Genomic DNA, 20,755 nt, shown 5'->3' with positions numbered 1-20,755 from the left:
TCCAGCGGGGGCCGCGAGGCCCCCGTTTTGCGTTTCAGGTCCCCCCACGATGAAATTCCTCGACGAAGCCAAGGTCTGGGTGAAGGCGGGCGACGGCGGCGATGGCGTCATCGCCTTCCGGCGCGAGAAGTTCATCGAATTCGGCGGCCCGGACGGCGGCAATGGCGGCAAGGGCGGCAATGTGATCGCCGAGGCGGTGGAGGGTCTCAACACCCTCATCGACTACCGCTACGCGCAGCACTTCAAGGCCCGCAAGGGCGGCAACGGGGCGGGGTCCGACCGCACCGGCGCCGGGTCCGACGACGTCGTCCTGAAGGTGCCGGTCGGCACCCAGATCCTCGCCGAGGACCGCGAGACCCTGATCGCCGACCTCGATGCGCCCGGCAAGCGCGTGGTCATCGCCAAGGGCGGCGATGGCGGCCACGGCAACGCCCACTTCAAGACCAGCACCAACCGCGCCCCCCGCCGCGCCGACAAGGGCTGGCCGGGCGAGGAACGCTGGATCTGGCTGCGCCTGAAGCTGATCGCCGATGCCGGCCTGGTCGGACTGCCCAATGCCGGCAAGTCGACCTTCCTCGCCGCGGTCTCGGCCGCACGGCCCAAGATCGCCGACTATCCCTTCACGACGCTGCATCCGCAGCTCGGCGTGGTGCGGCTGAACGCGACCGAGGAGTTCGTCCTCGCCGACATTCCCGGCTTGATCGAGGGCGCGCACGAAGGTGCCGGACTCGGCGACCGCTTCCTCGGCCACATCGAACGCTGCGCGGTGCTGCTGCACCTGATCGACGGCACCCAGGCGGACCCCGCCGGGGCCTACCGGACGATTCGCGAGGAACTGGAGGGCTACGGCCACGGCCTCACGGACAAGCCGGAGATCGTGGCGCTCAACAAGGTCGATGCCATGACGCCGCAGGCCAAGGCGTCGCGCGTCAAGGCGCTGGAACGCGCCTGCGGCGGCAAGGTGCTGGTGATCAGCGGCGCGACCGGGGAAGGGGTGCCGGACGTCCTGCGCACCCTCTTCCCCGTGATCCGTGCGGCGCGCGAAGCGCGCGCGGAACTCAGCCCACCTTCAGCGCATCCCTGAGCTTCTGCTCCTGCTCCGACGTCAGGTTGGTGCGGAGCACGGTGCCGCCGAAATGCGCCATGGCCGGCAGCACCTTGTCGGCCGTCACCTTCCGGACAAGCACGCAGAGCGCCGCCTGGCCGGGCGTCAGCGCCTCGGTGGCCTGCTTGAGGAACGTGTCGTCGATCCCGACGTCGGTGAGGTACCCTGACAGCGCGCCAGCCCCGGCGCCGGCCGCGGCACCCAGCAGCGGGTTGAGGAACAGCAGCCCGATCAGCGTGCCCCACATCGCCCCGCCTGCGGCACCGGCCGCGGTGGTGTTGATCAGCTGGTTCAGCTTCACGGTCCCGTCAGGCCGGCGGATCGCAACCACCGCATCGCCGACTTCGACCAAGTATTCCTTCTGCAGTTCGAGCAGCTTGGCGCGAGCGGCCTCGGCAGTCGCTTCATCGGGGTAGGCGACGATCACCAGGTCGGCCATGGGCCTCTCCTCATTCGTTCAGGCGGCGCGACGATAGGCTCCGGGGCGCCGGAGGCAAGCGGCATGTCATGCCCTGCCGTCCCGCCTTCAGGCCGGACGTCCCGCATGCTAACAGCCGCCGACCATGTCCGAGACCACCCTCGCCAGCGCGAAGCGCATCGTTGTCAAGATCGGCTCCGCCCTGGTGGTGGACGAGAAGACGGCCACGCCGCACAGCGGCTGGCTCGCCTCCGTCGCGGCCGACGTCGCCGCGCTGCGGGCGCAGGGCAAGGAGGTCGTGCTGGTCTCCTCCGGCGCCATCGCGCTCGCGCGCCGGGCGCTGGGGCTCACGCGGCGCAAGCTGCGGCTCGAGGAGAAGCAGGCCGCGGCCGCCGTCGGCCAGATCCGCCTTGCGGGCGCCTGGCAGGAAGCGCTGTCGGCCCACGGCATGAACGCGGCGCAGCTGCTGCTGACGCTCGAGGATTCCGAGGACCGCCGCCGCTACCTCAATGCGCGCGCGACCATCGCGACGCTGCTCGGCCTCGGCTGCGTGCCCGTCATCAACGAGAACGACACCGTCGCCACCGCCGAGATCCGCTTCGGCGACAACGATCGCCTCGCTGCGCGCGTCGCGGAGATGATCAGTGCCGATGCGCTGGTGCTACTGTCGGACATCGACGGCCTCTACACCGCCGATCCGCGCAAGGATCCTGCCGCCGCCCACCTGCCGGTGGTCGAGCGCCTGACCGACGAGATCATGGCCATGGGGGGCGAGCCGCCGCCCGGCTATTCCTCGGGTGGCATGCGCACCAAGCTGATCGCCGCGCGCATCGCGACCGGGGCGGGCTGCGCCATGGCGATCGCGCTGGGCAAGCGGGACAATCCGCTGGCCGCCATGCTCGATGGCGCACGCTGCACCTGGTTCCTGCCGGCCCCCGAAGGCCGCACCGCGCGCAAGCGCTGGATCGCGGGCAGCATCGCCCCGCTTGGCGTGCTGACGGTCGACGCGGGCGCGGCGCGGGCCCTGTCGCGCGGTTCCTCCCTGCTGCCGGCCGGCGTGCGCGCCGTGGAAGGCAGTTTCGAGCGCGGCGACCCGCTCAGCGTGCGCGACGAGGCCGGGCACGAGCTTGCCCGCGGCCTCTCGGCGTATGATGCGGACGCCGCGCGGCGCATCGCGGGGCATCGGAGCGAGGAACTCGAAGCCATCCTCGGCTGGCGCGGCCGCGACGAGATCATCCACCGCGACGACCTCGTGCTGCTCTGATCTTCCGTCCCCGGCCGGCCCCGTGCGACACAGGGCGAAACCGGGACGGAACGACATGACCCTTCGCCTGCCGCGCCGCGCGCTGATCGCCGCCGCCACCCTGCCGCTCGCCTGCCCCGCGCTGGCGCAGGACGCCTTCCCCAACCGTCCGCTGCGCATGCTGGTGGGCTTCACGCCGGGCGGCGCCGTCGACATCGCGGCGCGCAGCTTCACCCCGAAGATGGGCGATGCGCTCGGGCAGCCCGTGATCGTCGACAATCGCCCCGGCGCCGGGTCCAACATCGCGACCGAGGCCGCCGCGCGCAGCCCGGCCGATGGCCACACCCTGCTGCTCGCGACTCTCGGCGCGCTGGTGGTCAGCCCGATGGTGATGCGCCTCGCCTTCGATCCGCAGCGCGACCTGGTGCCGGTCTCGATCGCGGTCGACCTGTTCAACATCCTGGTGGTGCCGGCCGACCGGCCCTGGCGCAGCACCGCGGAGCTGATCGCGGCGGCCAAGGCCGCGCCAGGGCGGCTGTCCTATGGCACCAGCGGCATCGCCGGCAGCCCGCACCTCGCCGGCGTGCTGTTCGACCGCATGGCGGGAATCGAGACGGTGCCGGTGCACTACCGCGGCGGCGCGCTGATCGCGACGGACCTGCTGTCGGGGCGCATCGACTTCTCCTTCGCCACCGCGCCGTCCGTCCTGCCCCATGTGCAGTCGGGTCGGCTCCGCGCGCTGGCCGTGCCGACGATCCAGCGGTCCCGCCTGCTGCCGGACGTCCCGACCGTCGCGGAGTCCGGCGTCCCGGGCTTCGACGTGCCGGGGTGGTACGCGGTCGTCGCCCCGCGCGGCACGCCCGAACCCGCCATCGCGCGGCTCAACGCCGCGATGCGCGCGGCGCTCGAGGACGCGGAGGTGACGGCGACGCTGAACCGCAACGGGCTCGAGCCCATGCCGACCACGGCGACGCAGTTCGCCGCCGCCTGGGAGGCCGAACGCGTGAAGTGGGAACCGATCATTCGGGACAGCGGCATCCGCATCGAATAGGCGTCCGGACGCGCACTGCCGGGCGTTGCCGTGGTGGGATGGAGATGCACCGTCATTCCGCGATGGCGGGCTGCCTGAGACGCCGCGCGCGCGACGTGCCATGCCCGGGCCCTGCCCGTGATCGTCGGCCGCGCCCGGCAGCGCGGATGGCCCCCGGCGCGCCACGCTGAAGGGCATCACGGCCGGCGGCTTGCGCCCGTGCCGCGCGCGGACCAGCATCATGGCGCTGAGAAGGAAGCTGCTCATGCGCCGCATCGCCGCCCTGCTGCTCTCGGTCCTGATCGCGGCGCCGGCGGGCGCGCAGACCCTGCGCATCGGCATCAGCTCCGACCCGAACGTGCTCGACCCCGCTGTCAGCGGGTCCTTCGTGGAACGCACGGTCTTCTCGGCGCTGTGCGACAAGCTGCTCGATGTCGGTCCGGACCTCGCCTTCCGGCCGGAACTCGCGACGCGCTGGGCATGGGCGCCGGACGGGCTGTCGCTGACCCTGACCATCCGCGGCGATGCGCGCTTCCATGACGGCACGCCGCTCGATGCCGAGGCGGTGCGCGTCAACCTCGAGCGCTACCGCAGCGCCCGCGAATCCCGCCGCCGTACCGAACTCCGCCCGGTCAGCGCGGTGGAGGCGCCGGACCCCACCACGGTGGTGATCCGGCTGTCCGAGCCCTATGCGCCGCTGCTCTCGGTGCTGTCGGACCGCGCGGGGATGATCATGTCGCCCGCCGCGCTCGCGCGCCTCGGCGAGCGCATCCGCGACGAGCCGGTCTGCTCCGGCCCCTTCCGCCTGACCCGCCGCATCCCGCAGGACCGCATCGAGCTGGAACGCTTCGCCGGCCACTGGAACGCCGCGAACATCAACGCCGAGCGCCTGGTCTTCCTGCCCATCCCGGACGGCACGGTGCGGCTGCTGAACCTGCGCGCCGGGCAGCTCGACATCATCGAGCGCCTGTCGCCCTCCGACGTCGGGGAAGTGCGGCGCGACCGGCGGCTGCAGCTCGCCGAGGCGACGGCGATCGCCTACCAGACCATCTCGATCAACACCGCGACCGGCGCGCTGCGCGATCCGCGCGTGCGGGAGGCCTTCGAGCGCAGCATCGACCGCGCGATCATCAACCAGGTGGCGCTCGAGGGCCTCTTCGTCCCGTCGAACCAGCCCGAGGCGCCGGGCACGCCCTATCACTTCGCCGATCTCGCCGCGCCGCCGCGCGACCCGGCGCGCGCGCGGGCGCTGCTGCGCCAGGCGGGGCACGACCGCTTCGCCTTCACGCTCAAGGTCGCGAACAACCCGGTCGAGGCGCAGGTCGCGCAGATCGTCCAGGCCATGGCGGCCGAGGGTGGCTTCGACATCCGCATCGAGACGCTGGAGGCGAGCACCATGGTCGCCGCCACCCAGCGCGGCGACTACGATGCCGCGATCGTCATCTGGTCCGGGCGGCCGGACCCGGACGGCAATGTCGCGATCTGGATGGCGAGCGACGGATTCCTGAACTGGGGCAAGTATGCGAGCCCCGAGGTGGACGCGGCGCTGGCCGCCGCCCGCCGCAGCACCGATCCGGCGGTGCGGCGCGCGCAATACCACGCGGCGGCGGAACGCTGGATGGCCGACCGGCCCCACCTGATCCTCTACCACCACCGCTGGTTCTGGGGCCTGCGGGCCGGGATCGAGGGCTTCCAGCCCGCGCCCGACGGGATCATCCGCTTCGCCGGCCTGCGCCTGCCCGCGCGCTAGGCCCCTGCGCCAGGCCCGCCGGCGCACTATGTTCGTCGGCAGCCTTGTCCTATGACCATGCCGCCCGCGACCGGTTGCGGGCAGGAGCAGGATTGCCGTGAACGCCATCGCCCAGGACGCCGCCCGCCTTCTCGACACCGCTGCCCGCGCCGCGCGCGAGGCGGCCGGCACGGTCGCGCGCGCCCCGGCCCCGGTGAAGACCGCCGCCCTGCATGCCGCCGCCGCCGCCCTGCGCGCGCGGACCGAGGCGCTGCTCGCCGCCAATGCCGCGGACCTCGAGGCCGCGCCCGGCCTGACCGACGCCTTCCGCGACCGGCTGACCCTGACGCCCGCCCGCATCGAGGCGATGGCCAAGGGCCTCGAGGAGGTCGCGGCGTTGCCCGATCCCGTGGGTCGCGTGCTGTCCGAATGGACGCGTCCGAACGGGCTCGTGATCCGCCGCATCGCCCAGCCGCTCGGCGTGATCGGCATGATCTTCGAAAGCCGCCCGAACGTGACGGCCGATGCCGCCGCGCTCTGCCTGAAGTCGGGCAATGCGGTGATCCTGCGCGGCGGGTCCGAGAGCCTCCGCTCCGCCACCGCCATCCACGCCTGCATGGTCGAGGGCCTGCGCGCCGCCGGCCTGCCCGAGGCCGCGGTGCAGGTCGCGCCGACCGCCGACCGTGCCTTCGTCGGCGCCATGCTGCGCGCCTCCGGCTTGATCGACCTGATCGTGCCGCGCGGCGGCAAGGGGCTGGTGACGCGCGTGCTCGAGGAAGCGCGTGTGCCGGTCCTCGCCCATGCCGAGGGGCTCTGCCACACCTACATCCACGCCGCGGCCGACCCGGCGATGGCGCGCAGCATCCTGGCGAACGCGAAGATGCGCCGCACCGGCGTCTGCGGTGCGACCGAGACGCTGCTGATCGATGCCGCCATCGCGCCCACGCTGCTGCCGCTGCTGATCGAGGACCTGCGCGCCCTCGGCTGCGACTTCCGCGCCGATGACCGCGCGCGGACGATCGTGCCGGGCCTGACGGCGGCGACCGATCAGGATTTCGCGACCGAATGGCTCGACGCCATCCTGGCGGTGAAGGTGGTCGACGGGATCGACGCGGCGCTCGCGCATATCCGCCGCTTCGGCTCGGAGCACACGGAAGCGATCGTCACGCAGGACGAGGCCGCGGCGCGCGCCTTCCTCGACGGCATCGATTCCGCGGTCGGGCTGTGGAATGCCTCGACGCAGTTCTGCGACGGCGGCGAGTTCGGCTTCGGCGCCGAGATCGGCATCGCCACCGGCCGGCTGCATGCGCGGGGTCCCGTGGGCGTGGAGCAGCTCTGCACCTATCGCTACCACGTCATCGGGACCGGCCAGACGCGGCCGTGAGGCGCGCGGCCCTCGTCGCCATCGCCCTGCTGGCCGCCGCGCCGGCCGCTGCGGCCTGCCCGGACACCGCGACCGTCGCCCGCTTCGCGCAGGCGCTGCTGGAACGCCGGGTGCCGGCGCCGTTCCCCGACCTGACGGCAGCCGATGCGCGCTGCGCGCAGGCCCGGCTGGTCTCGATCCTCGCCCAGCCCTGGGGCGATGTCGGCGGCGTCGCGCTGGCGGCGGAGGCGACCCCGCCGCTGCAGGGCGCGCTGTTCTTCGCCAACCTCCGCGCGGAGTCCGGCGCGGTGATCGAGGCCGGCTACGGCGCCCGCCCCGCCATCGCGCCAGGCGTCCTGCTGCGGATCGGGGAAGGCGGGCGCGCCGAGGCGGCGAGCCCCTACCTCGCGCTGCTCGACCTCGCCGCCACGCCGTTGGCGGGAACCGAGGCGCGCATCGCGGGCAATCTCGGCCTGCGGCTCGGCGTGACGGGCACGGCCGTGCCGGTCGGCGATGTCGCGACGCTCGCGACCGATGCGGTGCTGCAGGCGGATGGGTCGGTGGTGGCGAGCCTGGCGGGGCTGGGCCTCGCCGCGCCGCCGGACGCGCTGCTGGCGGCACTGGCGCGCGACCTGGCCGCGGAAGGCCGGCCGCTGCGCGCCGGCGAGCATGTCGCGCTGCTCGCCGCCCCGGCGCCGATCGTGCCGCGGCCGGGGGAATCCTGGCGCCTCGCGGTGCCGGGCCTCGGCGTGGTGCGGGTGGATTTCCGCTGACCGGCGCCGCCGCTAGACTCCGGCACCGGAGGAACCACCCGATGCCGCCCATGCCGAGACATCGCCCAACGGGGTGCCACGCGCGGTGACGCCGGCGCGGTTCGGCGATTCCCGGGCGCGGCGCATCGGGCTGCTCGGCGGGTCCTTCAACCCGGCGCATGCGGGGCACCGGCATGTGGCCGACATGGCGCGGCGTGCGCTGCGGCTGGACGAGGTGTGGCTGATGGTCTCGCCCGGCAATCCGCTGAAGCCGGTGGCGGGCATGGCGCCGCTGCCGGAACGGCTGGCCTCGGCACGTCGCATCGCGGATGGACGGCGCCTCATTGCCACCGATATCGAGCGCGACCTCGGCACGCGTTTCACCGCCGACACGCTGCGCGTGTTGCGCCGTCGCTTTCCGCGCGCCCGCTTCGTGCTGGTGATCGGCGCGGACAACCTCGTGCAGCTGCCGCGCTGGCGTCGCTGGCGGGAGATGGCGCGCGACACGGCGATCGCGGTGCTGCCGAGGCCGGGCTGGACGCGCAAGGCGCTGGCCGGCCGCGCGGCGCATGTCCTGGCGCGCCACCGGCAGGCGCCGGGGGCGCTGCTGACGGAATCCTTTGCGCCGCACGCGCCTTGGTGCTTGGTTCCGGCCCGGGAGCACGCCGCCTCCGCGACCGCCATCCGGGCGGCGCGGGCGGAACAGCACGAGTTGGGCGAGAGGAGGGGGCCATAGCCCGCACGCCGAAGACCACCGAGACCGAGGCCGCGCCGAAGGCGACGGCGGCAGCGAAGCCGGCCGCGAAGGCCAAGGCTGCCGCGCCGAAGACGGCTGCGCGCAAGCCCGCGGCGCCCGCGAAGGCCGCGGCGAAGCCGAAGGCGTCTGCCACCAAGGCCGCCGCGAAGCCGAAGGCGCCGGCCAAGCCGAAGGCCGCGACGAAGGCGCCGGCGAAGGCCGTCACGAAGGCGCCGGCGAAGGCCGTGACGAAGGCGCCGGCGAAGGCCGTGACGAAGGCGCCGGCGAAATCGGCCGCGAAGGCTGCGCCGAAGACCGCCGCCAAGACCGTCCCGGCTGCGAAGGCGAAGGCCGCTCCGGCGACCAAGGCCAAGGCGAAGGCGACACCCGCCGCCAAGGCCGCGCCCGCCGCCCCCCGTCCCCCGCGCAACCGCAAGCGGGAGAAGCTCTCGCCCGACCGCCTCTCCCTCCTCGTCGCCGCGGCGATCAAGAGTCTCGAGGACGACAAGGCCGAGAACATCGTCCTGCTCGACGTCACGGGCCGCGCCGACTACGCGGACCGGCTGATCATCGCGACCGGCATGGTCGAGCGGCAGCTCCAGGCGATGGCGACCCACCTCGATGAGGCACTGGGCAAGGCCGGGCTGAGCCTCAAGCGGAGTTCCATCCAGGCCTCGCCGGACTGGGTGCTCATCGACGCGGGCGACCTGGTGATCCACCTCTTCCGCCCCGAGGCCCGCGAGCTCTACCGCATCGAGCGCATGTGGGGTCCCGAGAGCCCGGGGGCGGCCGACGCCACGCCCGGTTAGGATCCTCGCCGTCGGGCGGATGAAGGCGGGGCCGGAGGCCGCGCTCTACGCGCATTACGCCGCGCGCCTCCGCCCGCCGCCCGAGGTCGCCGAGATCCCCGAAGCCCGTGGCTCCGCGGGCGAGGTGCGGAAGCGCGAGGGCGCGGCCCTGATCGCCGCGTTGCCGGCCGACGCGCTGGCCGTCGCCCTCGACCTGGGTGGCGAGGCGCCGGACAGCGAGCGCTTCGCCGCCCTGCTCGCCCGCTGGGAGGAAAGCGGACGCAGCGTCTGCTTCCTGATCGGCGGGGCGGAGGGCCTCGACCCCGCGGTGACCGCGCGGGCGGAACACCGCATCGCGCTCGGGCCGATGACCTGGCCGCATTTCCTCGTGCGCGGGATGCTGGCGGAACAGCTCTACCGCGCCCAGGCGATCCGACAGAACCACCCCTATCACCGCGCCTGGCGGCCGTGACCCTGGACGGCGCCCCCAGCGCCGCCAGATGATCTCCCGATGATCCTGCTGATCCTCGCCGCCGTGCTCTGGGTCTTCGTCCATGTCGGCGTGTCCGGCACCTCCCTGCGGGACCGCTGCGTGGCGGTGCTGGGGGAGGGAAGCTTCACGATCGCATTCTCCATCGCCTCGGTCGCGTCGATCGGGCTGCTGGTGTCCGCCTGGCAGGGGGCGGCAACGACGCCGCTTTGGTTCGCGCCGGGATGGCTGCGCTGGATCCTGGCGCTGCTGATGCTGCCGGGCTTCGTGTTGTTCGCCTGCTCGCTGATCGGCAACCCGACGGCGATGGGCGGCGCTGGGCTGATTGCCCGGGGTCCGCGGGGCATCCAGCGGGTGACACGGCATCCGATGCTCTGCGCCTTCGCGCTTTGGGCGGCGGTGCACATCCTCGGCAACGGCGACACGGCGGCGATCGTCTTCTTCGGGGCCTTCCTGGTCACCGCGCTCGCCGGCATGCCCTCGATCGACGCCAAGATGGCGCGGCGGCACGCCGAGGCCTGGCCAGGCTTCGCCGCGGCGACCTCGATCCTGCCCTTCGGCGCCATCCTGGCGGGACGCAACCGCTTCGTGCCCGGCGAGATCGGCTGGCTGGCGCCGGCGGTGGGGGTGCTGCTCTGGGCCGGGGTGTTGCACGCCCATGCCAGGCTGTTCGGGGTGCCGGTGCTGATCTTCGGCTGATGCAGGGCGATTTGATTGACTAGGAAGCCAGATCGTGTAGTTTCCTAGTCAATCAAAGGGTCCGCCATGACCGCCAGCGTTTCCGACCTCACCGACCATCTCGGCTTCTGGCTGCGCCAGGTGTCGAACCATGTCTCGCAGGCCTTCGCCCGGCGGCTCGCCGACCAGGGCGTGACCGTGGCGGAATGGGCCGTGATGCGGGTGATGTTCGACGAGGCGCCGATGGCGCCGAGCCGGCTCGCCGACCGCATGGGCCTGACACGCGGCGCGGTGACCAGGCTGGCCGACCGGCTCGTCGCCAAGGGCCTCCTGCTGCGGGAGGCGAGCGCGGAGGACGGGCGCGCGCAGACCCTCGTCCTGACCGCGCCGGCGCGCGATCTCGTCCCGCGCCTGGCCGCCCTGGCCGATGCCAACGACGCGGCCTGCTTCGCGCACCTCGCGCCGGCGGATCGCGCTGCGCTCGACCGGATCCTCAAGGACACGGCGGCCCGGCTCGGGGCGACCGCCGTCGCCATCGACTAGGAGAGGACCCAATGGACGAACGTCTCGCGGCGATCGCCGCCCGATGCCTCGACGACGCCGAGACCGGCGCCGCCAGCTTCCCGCAGATCGTCGGGCGACTGATCGAGGCCGGCTTCGAGAGCTACGCCATCGACTACCGGCGCTCGACCGCGACCTACTACCTGCCCGATGGCGACAGCGTCGTGCTGTCCACGCCGCGCCATGCCATCGCGATCGGCGGTCCCTTCGACGTCGGCGCGCTCCGCGCCGCGATCCGCGAAGCGCAGCAGCAGGTGCCCGGCTACACCTATGGCGGCTTCTGCGCCAAGGCGATGGCGGCGGGCTGCGTCGGCTACGTCGTGTCCTTCCCCGGCCGGCGTGCGGTCTATTCCGGCCGCACCGCCGAAACCCATGTCGAGCAGTTTCCGCAATGACCCCCTGGCCTTGCCGGGCGGCCGCGGCCGGGGTTAAGCCCCCCGCGAGTTGAGGATCCTGCCATGACCGCCACCCGCCCGCGCCCCGTGATGCTCGTCATCCTCGATGGCTGGGGATGGCGTGAGGACCGCGCCGACAACGCCGTGCGGCAGGCACGCACGCCCGCCTTCGACCGGCTCTGGGCCGACTGCCCGCACGCCTTCCTGCGCACCTCCGGTGCCGATGTCGGGCTGCCGGACGGGCAGATGGGCAATTCCGAGGTCGGGCACCTCAACATCGGCGCCGGGCGCGTGGTGGTGCAGGACCTGCCGCGCATCGGCAACGCCATCGCGGATGGGTCCATGGCGCAGCTTCCGGCGCTGACGGGGCTGATCGCGGCGCTCAAGGCCTCGGGTGGCACCTGCCATCTGGTCGGGCTGCTCTCCCCGGGCGGGGTGCATGCCCACCAGGACCATGCGGTGGCCCTGGCGCGCGTGTTGTCCGGCGCGGGCGTGAAGGTTGCCATCCATGCCCTGACCGACGGGCGCGATACCGCGCCCAAGGCCGCGCCCGATTTCCTCGCGAAGTTCGAGGCCGACATCGCGGCCCTGCCCGGCGTCTCCGTCGCCACCGTCATCGGCCGCTATTTCGCGATGGACCGCGACAATCGCTGGGAACGCGTGAGCCAGGCCTATGACGCGATGACGGTGGGGGAGGGCGCGCATGCCGCGACCGCCCAGGCCGCCATCGCCGCCGCCCACGACGCCGGCAAGACCGACGAGTTCATCCCCGCGACCGTCATCGGCGACTATGCCGGGATGCGGGATGGCGACGGGATCCTGTGCTTCAACTTCCGCGCCGACCGGGTGCGGCAGCTCCTCGCCGCCTTCCTCGATCCGGGCTTTGCCGGCTTCGCGCGCAAGCGCGTGGTGCGCTTCGCCGCCGCGGCGGGCATGACCGAGTACAGCGAGGCGCTGAACCCCTTCCTCGCGACGCTGTTCGCGCCGCAGTCGATGGACGACATCCTCGGCGCGGTGGTCGCCAAGGCCGGGCTCAAGCAGCTCCGCATGGCGGAGACCGAGAAGTACCCGCACGTCACCTACTTCCTGAACGGCGGGGAGGAGACTCCTTTCGCGGGAGAGGAGCGCATCCTCGTCGCTTCCCCCAAGGTCGCGACCTATGACCTGCAGCCCGAGATGTCGGCGCCGGAACTGACCGACAAGGCCGTCGCCGCGATCGGTTCGGGCACCTACGACCTGATCGTGCTGAACTTCGCCAATGCCGACATGGTCGGCCACACCGGCAGCCTCGAGGCCGCGACGAAGGCGGTCGAGGCGGTGGATGCGGGTCTCGGGCGGATTGCGGATGCGGTGCGCGCCGCCGGCGGGGCGCTGTTCGTCACCGCGGACCACGGCAATGCCGAACTGATGCGCGACCCGGCGACGGGCGGCCCGCACACGGCCCACACGACGAACCCGGTGCCGGCGATGCTGATGGGCGGGCCGGCCGGGGCGCGCCTGGCCGATGGGCGGCTCGCGGATATCGCGCCGACGCTGCTGGCGCTGCTGGGGGTTGCGCAGCCGGCGGCGATGACGGGGCATTCCCTGATCGGGCCCCGGTAAGGACCCAGCGGACGGACGTCGGTGGGCGTGGCAGCCCACCGGTCCGCGGCCACCCCCGGGACGGCGCGATCCGTCGCCACCCTTGCGCACCCGTCCCTGCGGATCGTGCTGCACGCGCTGCCGCAGACCCCGCGTTGCGTGGCGCCTGTCACGCGATAAAAGGCGGGACGCCCATGACAACGGGGATGGAGGAACGCTTGATCACCCGACGCTCGACCCTTGCCGCGGCCGGCGCCATCGGTTTCGCGCGCGCCGCGACGGCCCAGGACGCCTGGCCGAGCCGCCCCGTGACGCTCGTCGTCCCCTGGGCGGCCGGCGGGTCGACCGACGCGGTGGCGCGCATCGTCGCCCAGCGGCTGTCGCAGGACACCGGCCGGTCCTTCGTGGTGGACAACCGCACCGGCGCGAACGGCACGATCGGCTTCGCCTCGGTCGCGCGGGCCCGGCCCGACGGCTATACGCTGCTGGTCAGCACCGTCAGCACCTATGCGATGGCGCCGTGGCTCTATCAGCTGCCCTATGACAACGAACGCGACCTGATCGGCATCGGCCTGCTCGCCGCCATGCCGATCATCATGGTGGTGAACAAGGACTTCCCGGCGCGGAGCCTGGCGGAGTTCGTCGAGATGGCGCGCCGCCCCGACCACCGCATCACCTATGCGAATTCGGGCATCGGCTCCTCGACGCATCTCGCCACCGAGCTCTTCCTGCAGGAAGCGCGGCTGACCATTCCCGATGTCGGCTATCGCGGCGGCGGACCGGCGGTGCAGGGCGTCATCGCCAACGAGACGCCGATGGTCTTCCAGGCGGCCTCCGGCATCCTGCCGCAGATCCAGGCCGGCACGCTGCGCGCACTTGCCGTCGCTTCGCGCGAACGCAGCCCGCTGGCGCCGGAGATCCCGACCTTCGCCGAGCAGGGCTTCCCCGGCGTGGTGGTGGAGGAGCATATCGCCCTGCAGGCCCCCGCCGGCCTGCCGCCCGAAATCGTCCGCCGCGCCAACGACGTCGCCCGCGCGGCGATGGAAGCGCAGGAGACTCGCCAGCGCCTCGCCGCGCTTGCGGTGGTGCCGATGGTGACCGGCCCGGATGCCTGGCCGACCTATTTCGCGGCCGAGAACGCCAAGTGGCGGGACATCGTGCGGGCGCGGAACATCCGCGTGCAGTGACGGCGGCGCCGCGCGGCGCCATTGGTTGCGGCGGCGCGGTTGCGGCTGCTTTCCTGGGGTGCCCGCCGCCTGCCGCCGTGGCGGCGGAAACGGAGGCCCGGCGCGATCAGACCGCCGCATTTCATTGTCGCCTTGGTGCTGGCTGGCCTCGGCCTGCCGGCAACGGGCCTCGCGCAGCCGACGCGTGAGGCCCTCCAGGACGCGCGCCGGACTGCCGAGGCCGAACGGGCCGCGGCGGCCGAGGCCGCGCGCCTGGCGCAGGAAGCGGCCGAGCTTGAGCGCGGCCTGGCCCGGCAGCGTGTCGCCATGGCGGAACGTGTCCAGCGCGCCGAGACGGTCCTGGAAGCCGCGCAGGAGCGCGAACGCGCCGCGGCCGAGGCCGCCCTTGCCGCTCGGGCCGAGGTCGAGCGCCGCGCGGCCGCGCTGGCGCCGCTGATGCCCGTCATGCGCCGGCTGTCGCTTTGGCCGGCGGAAACCCTGCTCGCGATTCCCCAGCCGCCCGAGGAGGCCTTGCGCGGCGTGCTCGTGCTCCAAGGCGTCGCGCGGCAGATCCGGCGGGACGTCGACGCCCTGCGCGCGGCGGATGAGGAGGCCGCTCGCCGTATGCGGGTCGCCGCGGCCGAAGCCGCCCTCGTGGCCGCGGCGCGCGAAGAGGCGCTCTCCTCCGCCCGCGCCCTCGATGCCGAGATCGCCGCCGCCCGCATGCGGGAGGCGGAGGCCCGCCAGGCGGAGCGCGAGGCCGGCCGCCGGGCCCAGGAAGCGCTGGCGCGCGCTTCGGACCTTGCCGACATGCTAACGCGACTCGAACGGGAACGCGCCCGCGAGGCCGCTGCCGCGGCGGCGCGCGACAGGGCCGAGGCCGCTGCCCGCGCCCGGGAGGAGCGCGCGGCCCGCCGGGCCGGCCGGCCCGTGCCCGAACCGCCCCCGGCCGCGCCGCCGGCCGCCGAATCCGCCGCGGTCGCCGCGGCACCCGGCCCGCGGGCCCAGCCGGTGGCCGGCAGGGTCGTTCGGGCCTTCGGGGACGCCGTCGAGGGCGGCCCGGCGCGGGGCCTGACGGTCGCGGCGCCGCCCGGCGCGCGAGTCGTGAGCCCCTGCGCGGGGCGCGCCGTGTTCAGTGGCCCTTTCCGAAGTTATGGCCTGCTGCTGATTGTCGAGTGCAACGACGGTCACCATGTGGTGCTCGCCGGCCTGGGCCGGCTCGACGCCGCGACCGGGACCCGGGTGCTGGCGGGCGAGCCGGTCGGCGTCATGGCGGAAGGGGAGGGCGGCCGCGCGCGGCTCTACCTGGAGCTGCGGCGCGATGGCCGGCCCGTGGACCCGCAGCCCTGGCTCGGGCCGGCGCGGCCGGGCGCCGGCTAGGCCGGGGCGGAGGTAACGGTGGTGTATCGACGTGGTTTCGGGCTGCCTCGGCGCCCGGTTGCGCGGTAGGATGCAACATTGCCGCCGGCGACCATCGGCCGGCCGGCAGGAACGGAAGGAATTGGCATGCGGCGCAGGACCGGCACCTACGCGGCGATCGGGGCGGCTTTTGCGGCTGGCTTCGTGGCGGGCCCGCTCGTGGCGGCCTGGGCCCAGGACGGCGGCAACCGGGCGGAGACCTACAGGCTGCTCAACCTGTTCGGCGACGTCTTCGAACGCATCCGCGCCGAGTATGTCGAGCCGGTCAACGACCGCGATGCCATCGAGAACGCCATCAACGGCATGTTGACGGGCCTCGATCCCCATTCCTCCTACATGAACGCGCGCATGTACCGCGACATGCAGGTGCAGACCCGCGGCGAGTTCGGCGGGCTCGGCATCGAGGTCACGCAGGAAGGCGGGTACATCAAGGTCATCTCGCCGATCGACGAGACGCCCGCCGCACGCGCCGGCGTGAAGCCGGGCGACCTCATCACCCACCTCAATGGCAATTCCGTCCAGGGGCTGACGCTGCAGGAAGCGGTCGAACAGATGCGCGGCGAGCGCGGCACCTCGATCCGCCTGACCATCCGGCGCGAAGGCTCGGACCGGCCGGTCGAGCTGACCCTGACGCGCGACGTGATCCGGCCCCAGGTGGTGCGCTTCCGCGTCGAGGGCGGCGACGTCGGCTACATCCGCCTGACCTCCTTCAACGAGCAGACCGAGGTTGGGCTGCGCCGCGCCATGCAGCAGATCCGCCAGCAGGCGGGGAACAACCTCAAGGGCATCGTGCTCGACCTGCGCAACAACCCCGGCGGGTTGCTCGACCAGGCGGTGCAGGTCTCGGACGACTTCCTCGACCAGGGGGAGATCGTGTCGACCCGCGCCCGCCGCGCCGAGGATTCGCAGCGCTGGAACGCGCGTTCGGGCGACATCGCGCAAGGGCTGCCGATCATCGTGCTGATCAACGGCGGCTCGGCCAGCGCCAGCGAGATCGTCGCCGGCGCGCTGCAGGACCACCGCCGCGCGATCGTTCTCGGCACCAAATCCTTCGGCAAGGGCAGCGTCCAGACCGTCATGCCCATCCCGGGCAATGGCGCGATCCGCCTGACCACGGCGCGCTACTACACGCCGTCCGGCCGTTCCATCCAGGCGACCGGCATCGAGCCGGACGTCGAGGTGCGGGCGACGCGCGAGGAAGGCAACCAGGCCGCCGCGGCGCGACGCGACCGCGAGGCCGACCTGCGCCGCGCGCTGCGCAACGACAATGGCGGCCAGCAGCAGGCCGCCCCGCCGCTGCCGCCGCTGAACCTGCCCGCCGGCCTGGTCGAGCGCGTGCAGCGCGACCCTGCCGAGGGCGCGCCGACCTTCGACCCGACCAAGCCCGAGACCGACCACCAGCTGCAACAGGCGCTGCAACTGCTGCGCGGCATCGCGGCGGCGCCGAATCCGCAGCGTCGCGCCTCGGTACGCTGACGGCCCACGGGACGCGCGGCGGGATGCGCGTGCCAGGCTGGCGGTGGCTCGGCGTGTTCTGGGCGGTGGTCGCGCTCGGCGGGGCCGGCACCGCATGGCGGCTGCATCAGCTCGGGCCGCCGGAGCCGCCGGCCGAGGCCTCGGGCCAGCCGCAGACGCCGTCGTCCGACCCTTCGCCAGCCGTCGCGGAAGCGTCGCCGGCGGCGCCCCCAGCCGCGGTGCCGGAGCCTCCCGCCGCCGAAGCGCGACCCGCGGCGCCGGCACCGATGCCCGCCGCGCCCGAACCGCCGCCCCTCGCGGCAGCGCCCGCGCCCGCCTCGGCCGCCGGCCGGCCCATCCCGGCGCCCGACCCGGCCCTGCTCGAGACCGGGCGCCACGGCGCGCTGCCGCGCATCGGCGCCGATGGCCGGACCTCCATCCGCGCCTATGCGCGGGAGTTCGACCGGCGCGACACCCGCCCGCGCATCGGCATCATCGTCTCGGACATCGGCCTGTCCGCCACCCAGACCGACGACGCGATCCGCCGCCTGCCTCCCGCCGTTGCCCTGGCGCTGTCACCCTATGCCGTGCGCCCCGGCCAGGCGGCCGAACGCGCGCGGGAACGCGGGATGGAGACGCTGATCGCCATCCCGATGGAACCCGCCGGATATCCGACGAATGACCCTGGCGACCGCGCCCTGCTGACCGGGCGGCCGATGGCAGAGAACCTCGACCTGCTCGACTGGTCCCTGTCGCGGGCCCAGGGCTATGTCGGCGCCATCGGGGCGATCGGCGGCATGCGCGGGGAACGCTTCGCCGCGCTGCCGGATGCCATCGGCGCGGTGCAGGAGGTGCTGTTCCGCCGTGGCGTGCTCTATGTCGACCCGCGGCCTGGTGCTGCATCACCCGCGCGTGCCTGGGGCCGCAGCGTCGACCTCGTGCTGGACGAACCGGGCGGCACGCGCGGGGAGATCGACCGGCGCCTGGCGGAACTCGAGGGCCTCGCGCGCGAGCGCGGCGCCGCGCTGGGCCTGTCGGGATCCGCCAGCCCCGTCGTCGTCGAGCGCATCGCCGCCTGGGCGCAGGGGCTCGATGCGCGGGGGCTGGTGCTCGCCCCCGTCTCGGCCATGATCCGGCGGCCGGAGGGCAGCGCCTCCGACTCCTCGCCCCTCCGTCCCGCGAGCGCCCCATGAAGGACCTGCCCTACCGCGACAATGTCGGCGCGGTGCTGTTCAACCACGCCGGCCTGGTGCTGGTCGCGCGCCGCGCCGACCTGCCCAACGCCGAAGGCGCGCCGGGCGGCTGGCAATTGCCGCAGGGCGGCATGGACAAGGGCGAGGACCCGGCCGTCGCCGTCTTCCGCGAACTGGAGGAGGAGATCGGCACCGCGCGCGCCGAGATCCTCGCCGAGCATCCGCGCTGGCTGACCTATGACCTGCCGTCGGACCTGATCGGCAAGGCGCTGGGCGGGAAGTATCGCGGGCAGCGGCAGAAATGGTTCGCGCTGCGCTTCACCGGCGCCGAGGCCGACATCCGGCTCGACCTGGACCCGCATCCGGAATTCGACGCGTGGCGCTGGGCGCCGCTCGCGGACCTTCCGGCGCTCGCCGTCGCGTTCAAGCGCGCGATCTACGAGGACCTCGCGCGGGAATTCGCGCGCTTCGCGCGCTGATCAGCGGCGCCAGGGCGTCGTTCGCCACAGTTCGCCGTATTCGCGGGCCTGTTCCTCGACGAAGCGCGTCATCGTCGGGCGGTCCAAGTGGCGCACGATCAGGAAGTCGCGCTCGGCGAGCGCGGTGAATTCGGGATCGTTCGCCGTGCGGCGGATCGCTTCCTGCCACCGCGCGACGATCGGCTCGGGCGTCGCCGCGGGCAGCGCGAAGCCGCGCGCGGAACCGGCGGCGACCGGCACGCCCTGCTCGAAGCCCGTCGGCAGGTCGGGCGCCTTGTCCCAGCGGTCGCGTTCGAGGATCGCGACGACGCGCAGCGCGCCCTGGATATGCGCGCGCACCGTCAGGCTGACGGTCGAGATCGACCCCGCCACATGCCCGCCCTGGACGAGCTGCATCGCCTGGCCCGCGCCCTGCGTCGGCACCCAGGTGAAGCGCACGCCGGCGGCGCGCTCGATCGCCATGAGCGCGAGGTGCGGCGCGCTGCCCACGCCCGCACCCGCGATGGTGATCGTCTCCGGCGCGTCGCGCGCAGCCGCGACAAGGTCGCGCAGCGTTCGGAAGGGCGTGCCGGTGCCGACGAAGACGGTGTAGGGCTCGTCGGTCAGCAGTCCGGCATAGGCGAAGGAATCGACGCGGTAGCGCGGCGTGTTGTCGTAGAGCGCCGTGACGAGCGCCGGGAAGGAGACCAGCGCCACGTTGCGCCCGTCCGGCGCGGCGGCCGCGACATCGTTCAGCATCAGCATCCCGCCCGCGCCGGGCTTGTTCACCACGATGATCGGCGTGCCGCCGAGATGCTTCTCGAGGAAGGGCGCCGCCATGCGCGCGGCGAGATCGATGTTGCCGCCCGGCGCGAAGCCGACCTGGATCTGCACCGGACGGTCCTGCGCGCGGGCGCGCAGCGCGGGCAGGGCGAGGCCTGCGGCGATCAGGATGCGACGCGTGCTCACCGGCGGCCGATCCCCATTCTGACGCAGGAAGCCTAGCGCGGCGAATTGCCGCCGCAAGCGCGAAGGTTGCGTGCCCGCGCCGTTCGGATAGGCTTTCTGCATCCCCGCGGAGAGGTCCGGATGCTGCGCTTCAGCAATTTCCTCTTTCCCGAGAGCCGCGACCCCGGCCGCGACGCGGATGTCATCGCCGACTGCATCGCCGAGGCGAAGCTCTGCGACGAGCTCGGCGTCGAGGTGCTCTGGCTCGCCGAGCACCACTTCGACGGCAATTGCGCCTATGTCGACCCGGTGACCTTCGCCGCCGCCGTTCTTGCCGCGACGAAGCGCATCAAGGTCGGCTTCGCGGTCGCGCAGGTGTCGCTGCACCATCCGATGCGGCTCGCGGAGCAGATGTCGCTGCTCGACAACCTCGGCCGCGGGCGGGTGATCGTCGGTCTCGGCCGCGGCACCGCCTACAATGTCTACGAATACCAGGGCTATGGCATCCCGCACGAGGAAGCGCTCGAGCGCTACGAGGAGGCCGAGGGCATCATGCTCAAGGCCTGGACCAGCCCCGAGGGCTTCAGCCACGTGGGCAAGCATTGGACGCTGAAGGTGCCGCGGCTGCGCCCGCAGCCCTTCACCCAGCCGCATCCCTACCTGATCCGCGCGGCGTCCTCCGAGGCCGGCGCGCTGCACCTGGCGCGTCGCGGCGTGCCCTTCCTGATGAACGTGCAGTCGAACGAGACGACCGCGAAGCGCCTCGCGCTCTATCGCGCCGCAATGGCCGAAGCGGGCTTCGATGCGGCGCACATCGCGCGCTGCCTCGACGAATCCTGGGTGTGGCGGAACGTCGTCGTCGCCGAGACCGATGCCGAAGCCGAGCGCATCGGCATCCCCGCCTTCGAGGCGATGCAGGAACACCGCAAGGCGCTGCGCGAACGCATCTATGCCGAGCAGGGCATCATCATGAAGAAGGAGGAGGTGCCGCCCGCGCGCGTGAACCCGAGCCATGCGCTGATCGCCGGATCGCCCGCGACGGTCGCGGCGAAGATGGCCGAGATCGAGGCGGCGGGCGTCGGCGGCGTCATCTGTTCCTTCCGGCTCGGGCCCATGCCGGCCGCGACGGCTGCGGCGTCGATCCGCCTGTTCATGGAAGAGGTCGCGCCGCGTTTCGCGGCCCCGGCGGTATCGGCCGCGGCCGAATGACGGTCGGGGCGTTCGCCCGACGCCCGCGATGACCGCAC

Annotated in this window: 21 protein-coding genes; 19 read left to right on the top strand and 2 right to left on the bottom strand. The window is 73.2% G+C overall.

Going from position 1 to position 20,755, the window contains the following annotated elements; genetic code table 11:
* Positions 1 to 49: 49 nt before the first annotated feature.
* Entirely contained in the window at positions 50 to 1,084 is a 1,035-nt protein-coding gene (obgE, locus tag GWK16_RS03150; protein WP_170052494.1) for a GTPase ObgE, read from the top strand.
* Here obgE and GWK16_RS03145 read toward each other — a convergent pair.
* Positions 1,059 to 1,544: a DUF1269 domain-containing protein gene (locus tag GWK16_RS03145; protein WP_170052493.1), complete on the bottom strand. Its 486-nt coding sequence runs from the start codon at positions 1,542 to 1,544 to the stop codon at positions 1,059 to 1,061. The two genes, obgE and GWK16_RS03145, sit on opposite strands and share 26 nt — an antisense overlap.
* Positions 1,545 to 1,668: 124 nt before the next feature.
* Here GWK16_RS03145 and proB point away from each other — a divergent pair, with 124 nt between their 5' ends.
* The 17 genes from proB to GWK16_RS03060 all read left to right on the top strand — a co-directional run bounded on the left by proB (position 1,669) and on the right by GWK16_RS03060 (position 18,581).
* Positions 1,669 to 2,787 carry a glutamate 5-kinase gene (gene proB / locus GWK16_RS03140; protein ID WP_170052492.1) on the top strand — a complete coding sequence of 373 codons (1,119 nt, stop codon included), beginning with the start codon at positions 1,669 to 1,671 and terminating at the stop codon, positions 2,785 to 2,787.
* Between the two features lie 55 nt (positions 2,788 to 2,842).
* The gene (locus GWK16_RS03135; RefSeq protein ID WP_170052491.1) at positions 2,843 to 3,817 is read left to right on the top strand and encodes a Bug family tripartite tricarboxylate transporter substrate binding protein; all 975 of its coding nucleotides are present in this window, start codon (positions 2,843 to 2,845) and stop codon (positions 3,815 to 3,817) included.
* Between the two features lie 244 nt (positions 3,818 to 4,061).
* Entirely contained in the window at positions 4,062 to 5,546 is a 1,485-nt protein-coding gene (locus GWK16_RS03130) for an ABC transporter substrate-binding protein (RefSeq protein ID WP_170052490.1), read from the top strand.
* A gap of 106 nt (positions 5,547 to 5,652) precedes the next feature.
* The gene (locus tag GWK16_RS03125) at positions 5,653 to 6,909 is read left to right on the top strand and encodes a glutamate-5-semialdehyde dehydrogenase (RefSeq protein WP_408903901.1); all 1,257 of its coding nucleotides are present in this window, start codon (positions 5,653 to 5,655) and stop codon (positions 6,907 to 6,909) included.
* A complete protein-coding gene (locus GWK16_RS03120; protein WP_170052489.1) occupies positions 6,906 to 7,661 on the top strand; it encodes a hypothetical protein in 756 nt (251 codons plus the stop codon). Before GWK16_RS03125 ends, GWK16_RS03120 begins: the two co-directional genes overlap by 4 nt.
* Positions 7,662 to 7,746: 85 nt before the next feature.
* Complete coding sequence (locus GWK16_RS03115; protein ID WP_338144384.1) at positions 7,747 to 8,376, top strand: nicotinate-nucleotide adenylyltransferase; 630 nt, start codon at positions 7,747 to 7,749, stop codon at positions 8,374 to 8,376.
* 245 nt (positions 8,377 to 8,621) lie between these two features.
* On the top strand, positions 8,622 to 9,185 hold the full coding sequence (gene rsfS / locus GWK16_RS25670) for a ribosome silencing factor (protein WP_338144383.1): 564 nt from the start codon (positions 8,622 to 8,624) through the stop codon (positions 9,183 to 9,185).
* A 19-nt stretch (positions 9,186 to 9,204) separates the two neighbouring features.
* Positions 9,205 to 9,636: a 23S rRNA (pseudouridine(1915)-N(3))-methyltransferase RlmH gene (locus GWK16_RS03105; RefSeq protein ID WP_170052487.1), complete on the top strand. Its 432-nt coding sequence runs from the start codon at positions 9,205 to 9,207 to the stop codon at positions 9,634 to 9,636.
* A gap of 39 nt (positions 9,637 to 9,675) precedes the next feature.
* Positions 9,676 to 10,353 carry an NnrU family protein gene (locus GWK16_RS03100; RefSeq protein ID WP_170052486.1) on the top strand — a complete coding sequence of 226 codons (678 nt, stop codon included), beginning with the start codon at positions 9,676 to 9,678 and terminating at the stop codon, positions 10,351 to 10,353.
* A gap of 66 nt (positions 10,354 to 10,419) precedes the next feature.
* Positions 10,420 to 10,875, top strand: coding sequence for a MarR family winged helix-turn-helix transcriptional regulator (locus GWK16_RS03095; protein WP_170052485.1), 456 nt, complete (start codon positions 10,420 to 10,422; stop codon positions 10,873 to 10,875).
* 11 nt (positions 10,876 to 10,886) lie between these two features.
* On the top strand, positions 10,887 to 11,288 hold the full coding sequence (locus GWK16_RS03090) for a DUF1398 domain-containing protein (RefSeq protein ID WP_170052484.1): 402 nt from the start codon (positions 10,887 to 10,889) through the stop codon (positions 11,286 to 11,288).
* Positions 11,289 to 11,351: 63 nt separating this feature from the next.
* On the top strand, positions 11,352 to 12,890 hold the full coding sequence (gpmI, locus tag GWK16_RS03085) for a 2,3-bisphosphoglycerate-independent phosphoglycerate mutase (protein WP_170052483.1): 1,539 nt from the start codon (positions 11,352 to 11,354) through the stop codon (positions 12,888 to 12,890).
* 197 nt (positions 12,891 to 13,087) lie between these two features.
* Positions 13,088 to 14,056, top strand: a complete 969-nt coding sequence (locus tag GWK16_RS03080; RefSeq protein WP_170052482.1) for a Bug family tripartite tricarboxylate transporter substrate binding protein — start codon at positions 13,088 to 13,090, stop codon at positions 14,054 to 14,056.
* A gap of 135 nt (positions 14,057 to 14,191) precedes the next feature.
* Positions 14,192 to 15,415: a murein hydrolase activator EnvC family protein gene (locus GWK16_RS03075; protein ID WP_211187035.1), complete on the top strand. Its 1,224-nt coding sequence runs from the start codon at positions 14,192 to 14,194 to the stop codon at positions 15,413 to 15,415.
* A gap of 126 nt (positions 15,416 to 15,541) precedes the next feature.
* Positions 15,542 to 16,930 (top strand): S41 family peptidase, encoded by a 1,389-nt coding sequence (locus GWK16_RS03070; RefSeq protein ID WP_170052480.1) that lies wholly within the window; start codon positions 15,542 to 15,544, stop codon positions 16,928 to 16,930.
* A gap of 29 nt (positions 16,931 to 16,959) precedes the next feature.
* On the top strand, positions 16,960 to 18,102 hold the full coding sequence (locus tag GWK16_RS03065; protein WP_170052479.1) for a divergent polysaccharide deacetylase family protein: 1,143 nt from the start codon (positions 16,960 to 16,962) through the stop codon (positions 18,100 to 18,102).
* The gene (locus tag GWK16_RS03060; protein WP_170052478.1) at positions 18,099 to 18,581 is read left to right on the top strand and encodes an RNA pyrophosphohydrolase; all 483 of its coding nucleotides are present in this window, start codon (positions 18,099 to 18,101) and stop codon (positions 18,579 to 18,581) included. Before GWK16_RS03065 ends, GWK16_RS03060 begins: the two co-directional genes overlap by 4 nt.
* On the opposite strand, the gene GWK16_RS03055 is transcribed toward GWK16_RS03060, so the two are convergent.
* The gene (locus tag GWK16_RS03055; RefSeq protein ID WP_170052477.1) at positions 18,582 to 19,529 is read right to left on the bottom strand and encodes a tripartite tricarboxylate transporter substrate-binding protein; all 948 of its coding nucleotides are present in this window, start codon (positions 19,527 to 19,529) and stop codon (positions 18,582 to 18,584) included.
* A 120-nt stretch (positions 19,530 to 19,649) separates the two neighbouring features.
* Between GWK16_RS03055 and GWK16_RS03050 the strand changes: the two genes are divergently transcribed.
* Positions 19,650 to 20,717 (top strand): LLM class flavin-dependent oxidoreductase, encoded by a 1,068-nt coding sequence (locus tag GWK16_RS03050; protein ID WP_170052476.1) that lies wholly within the window; start codon positions 19,650 to 19,652, stop codon positions 20,715 to 20,717.
* Positions 20,718 to 20,755 lie beyond the last annotated feature (38 nt).

The organism is Neoroseomonas marina, assembly GCF_012927745.1.
GTDB lineage: Bacteria > Pseudomonadota > Alphaproteobacteria > Acetobacterales > Acetobacteraceae > Neoroseomonas > Neoroseomonas marina.
This window is presented reverse-complemented; position numbering and strand designations above follow the sequence as displayed.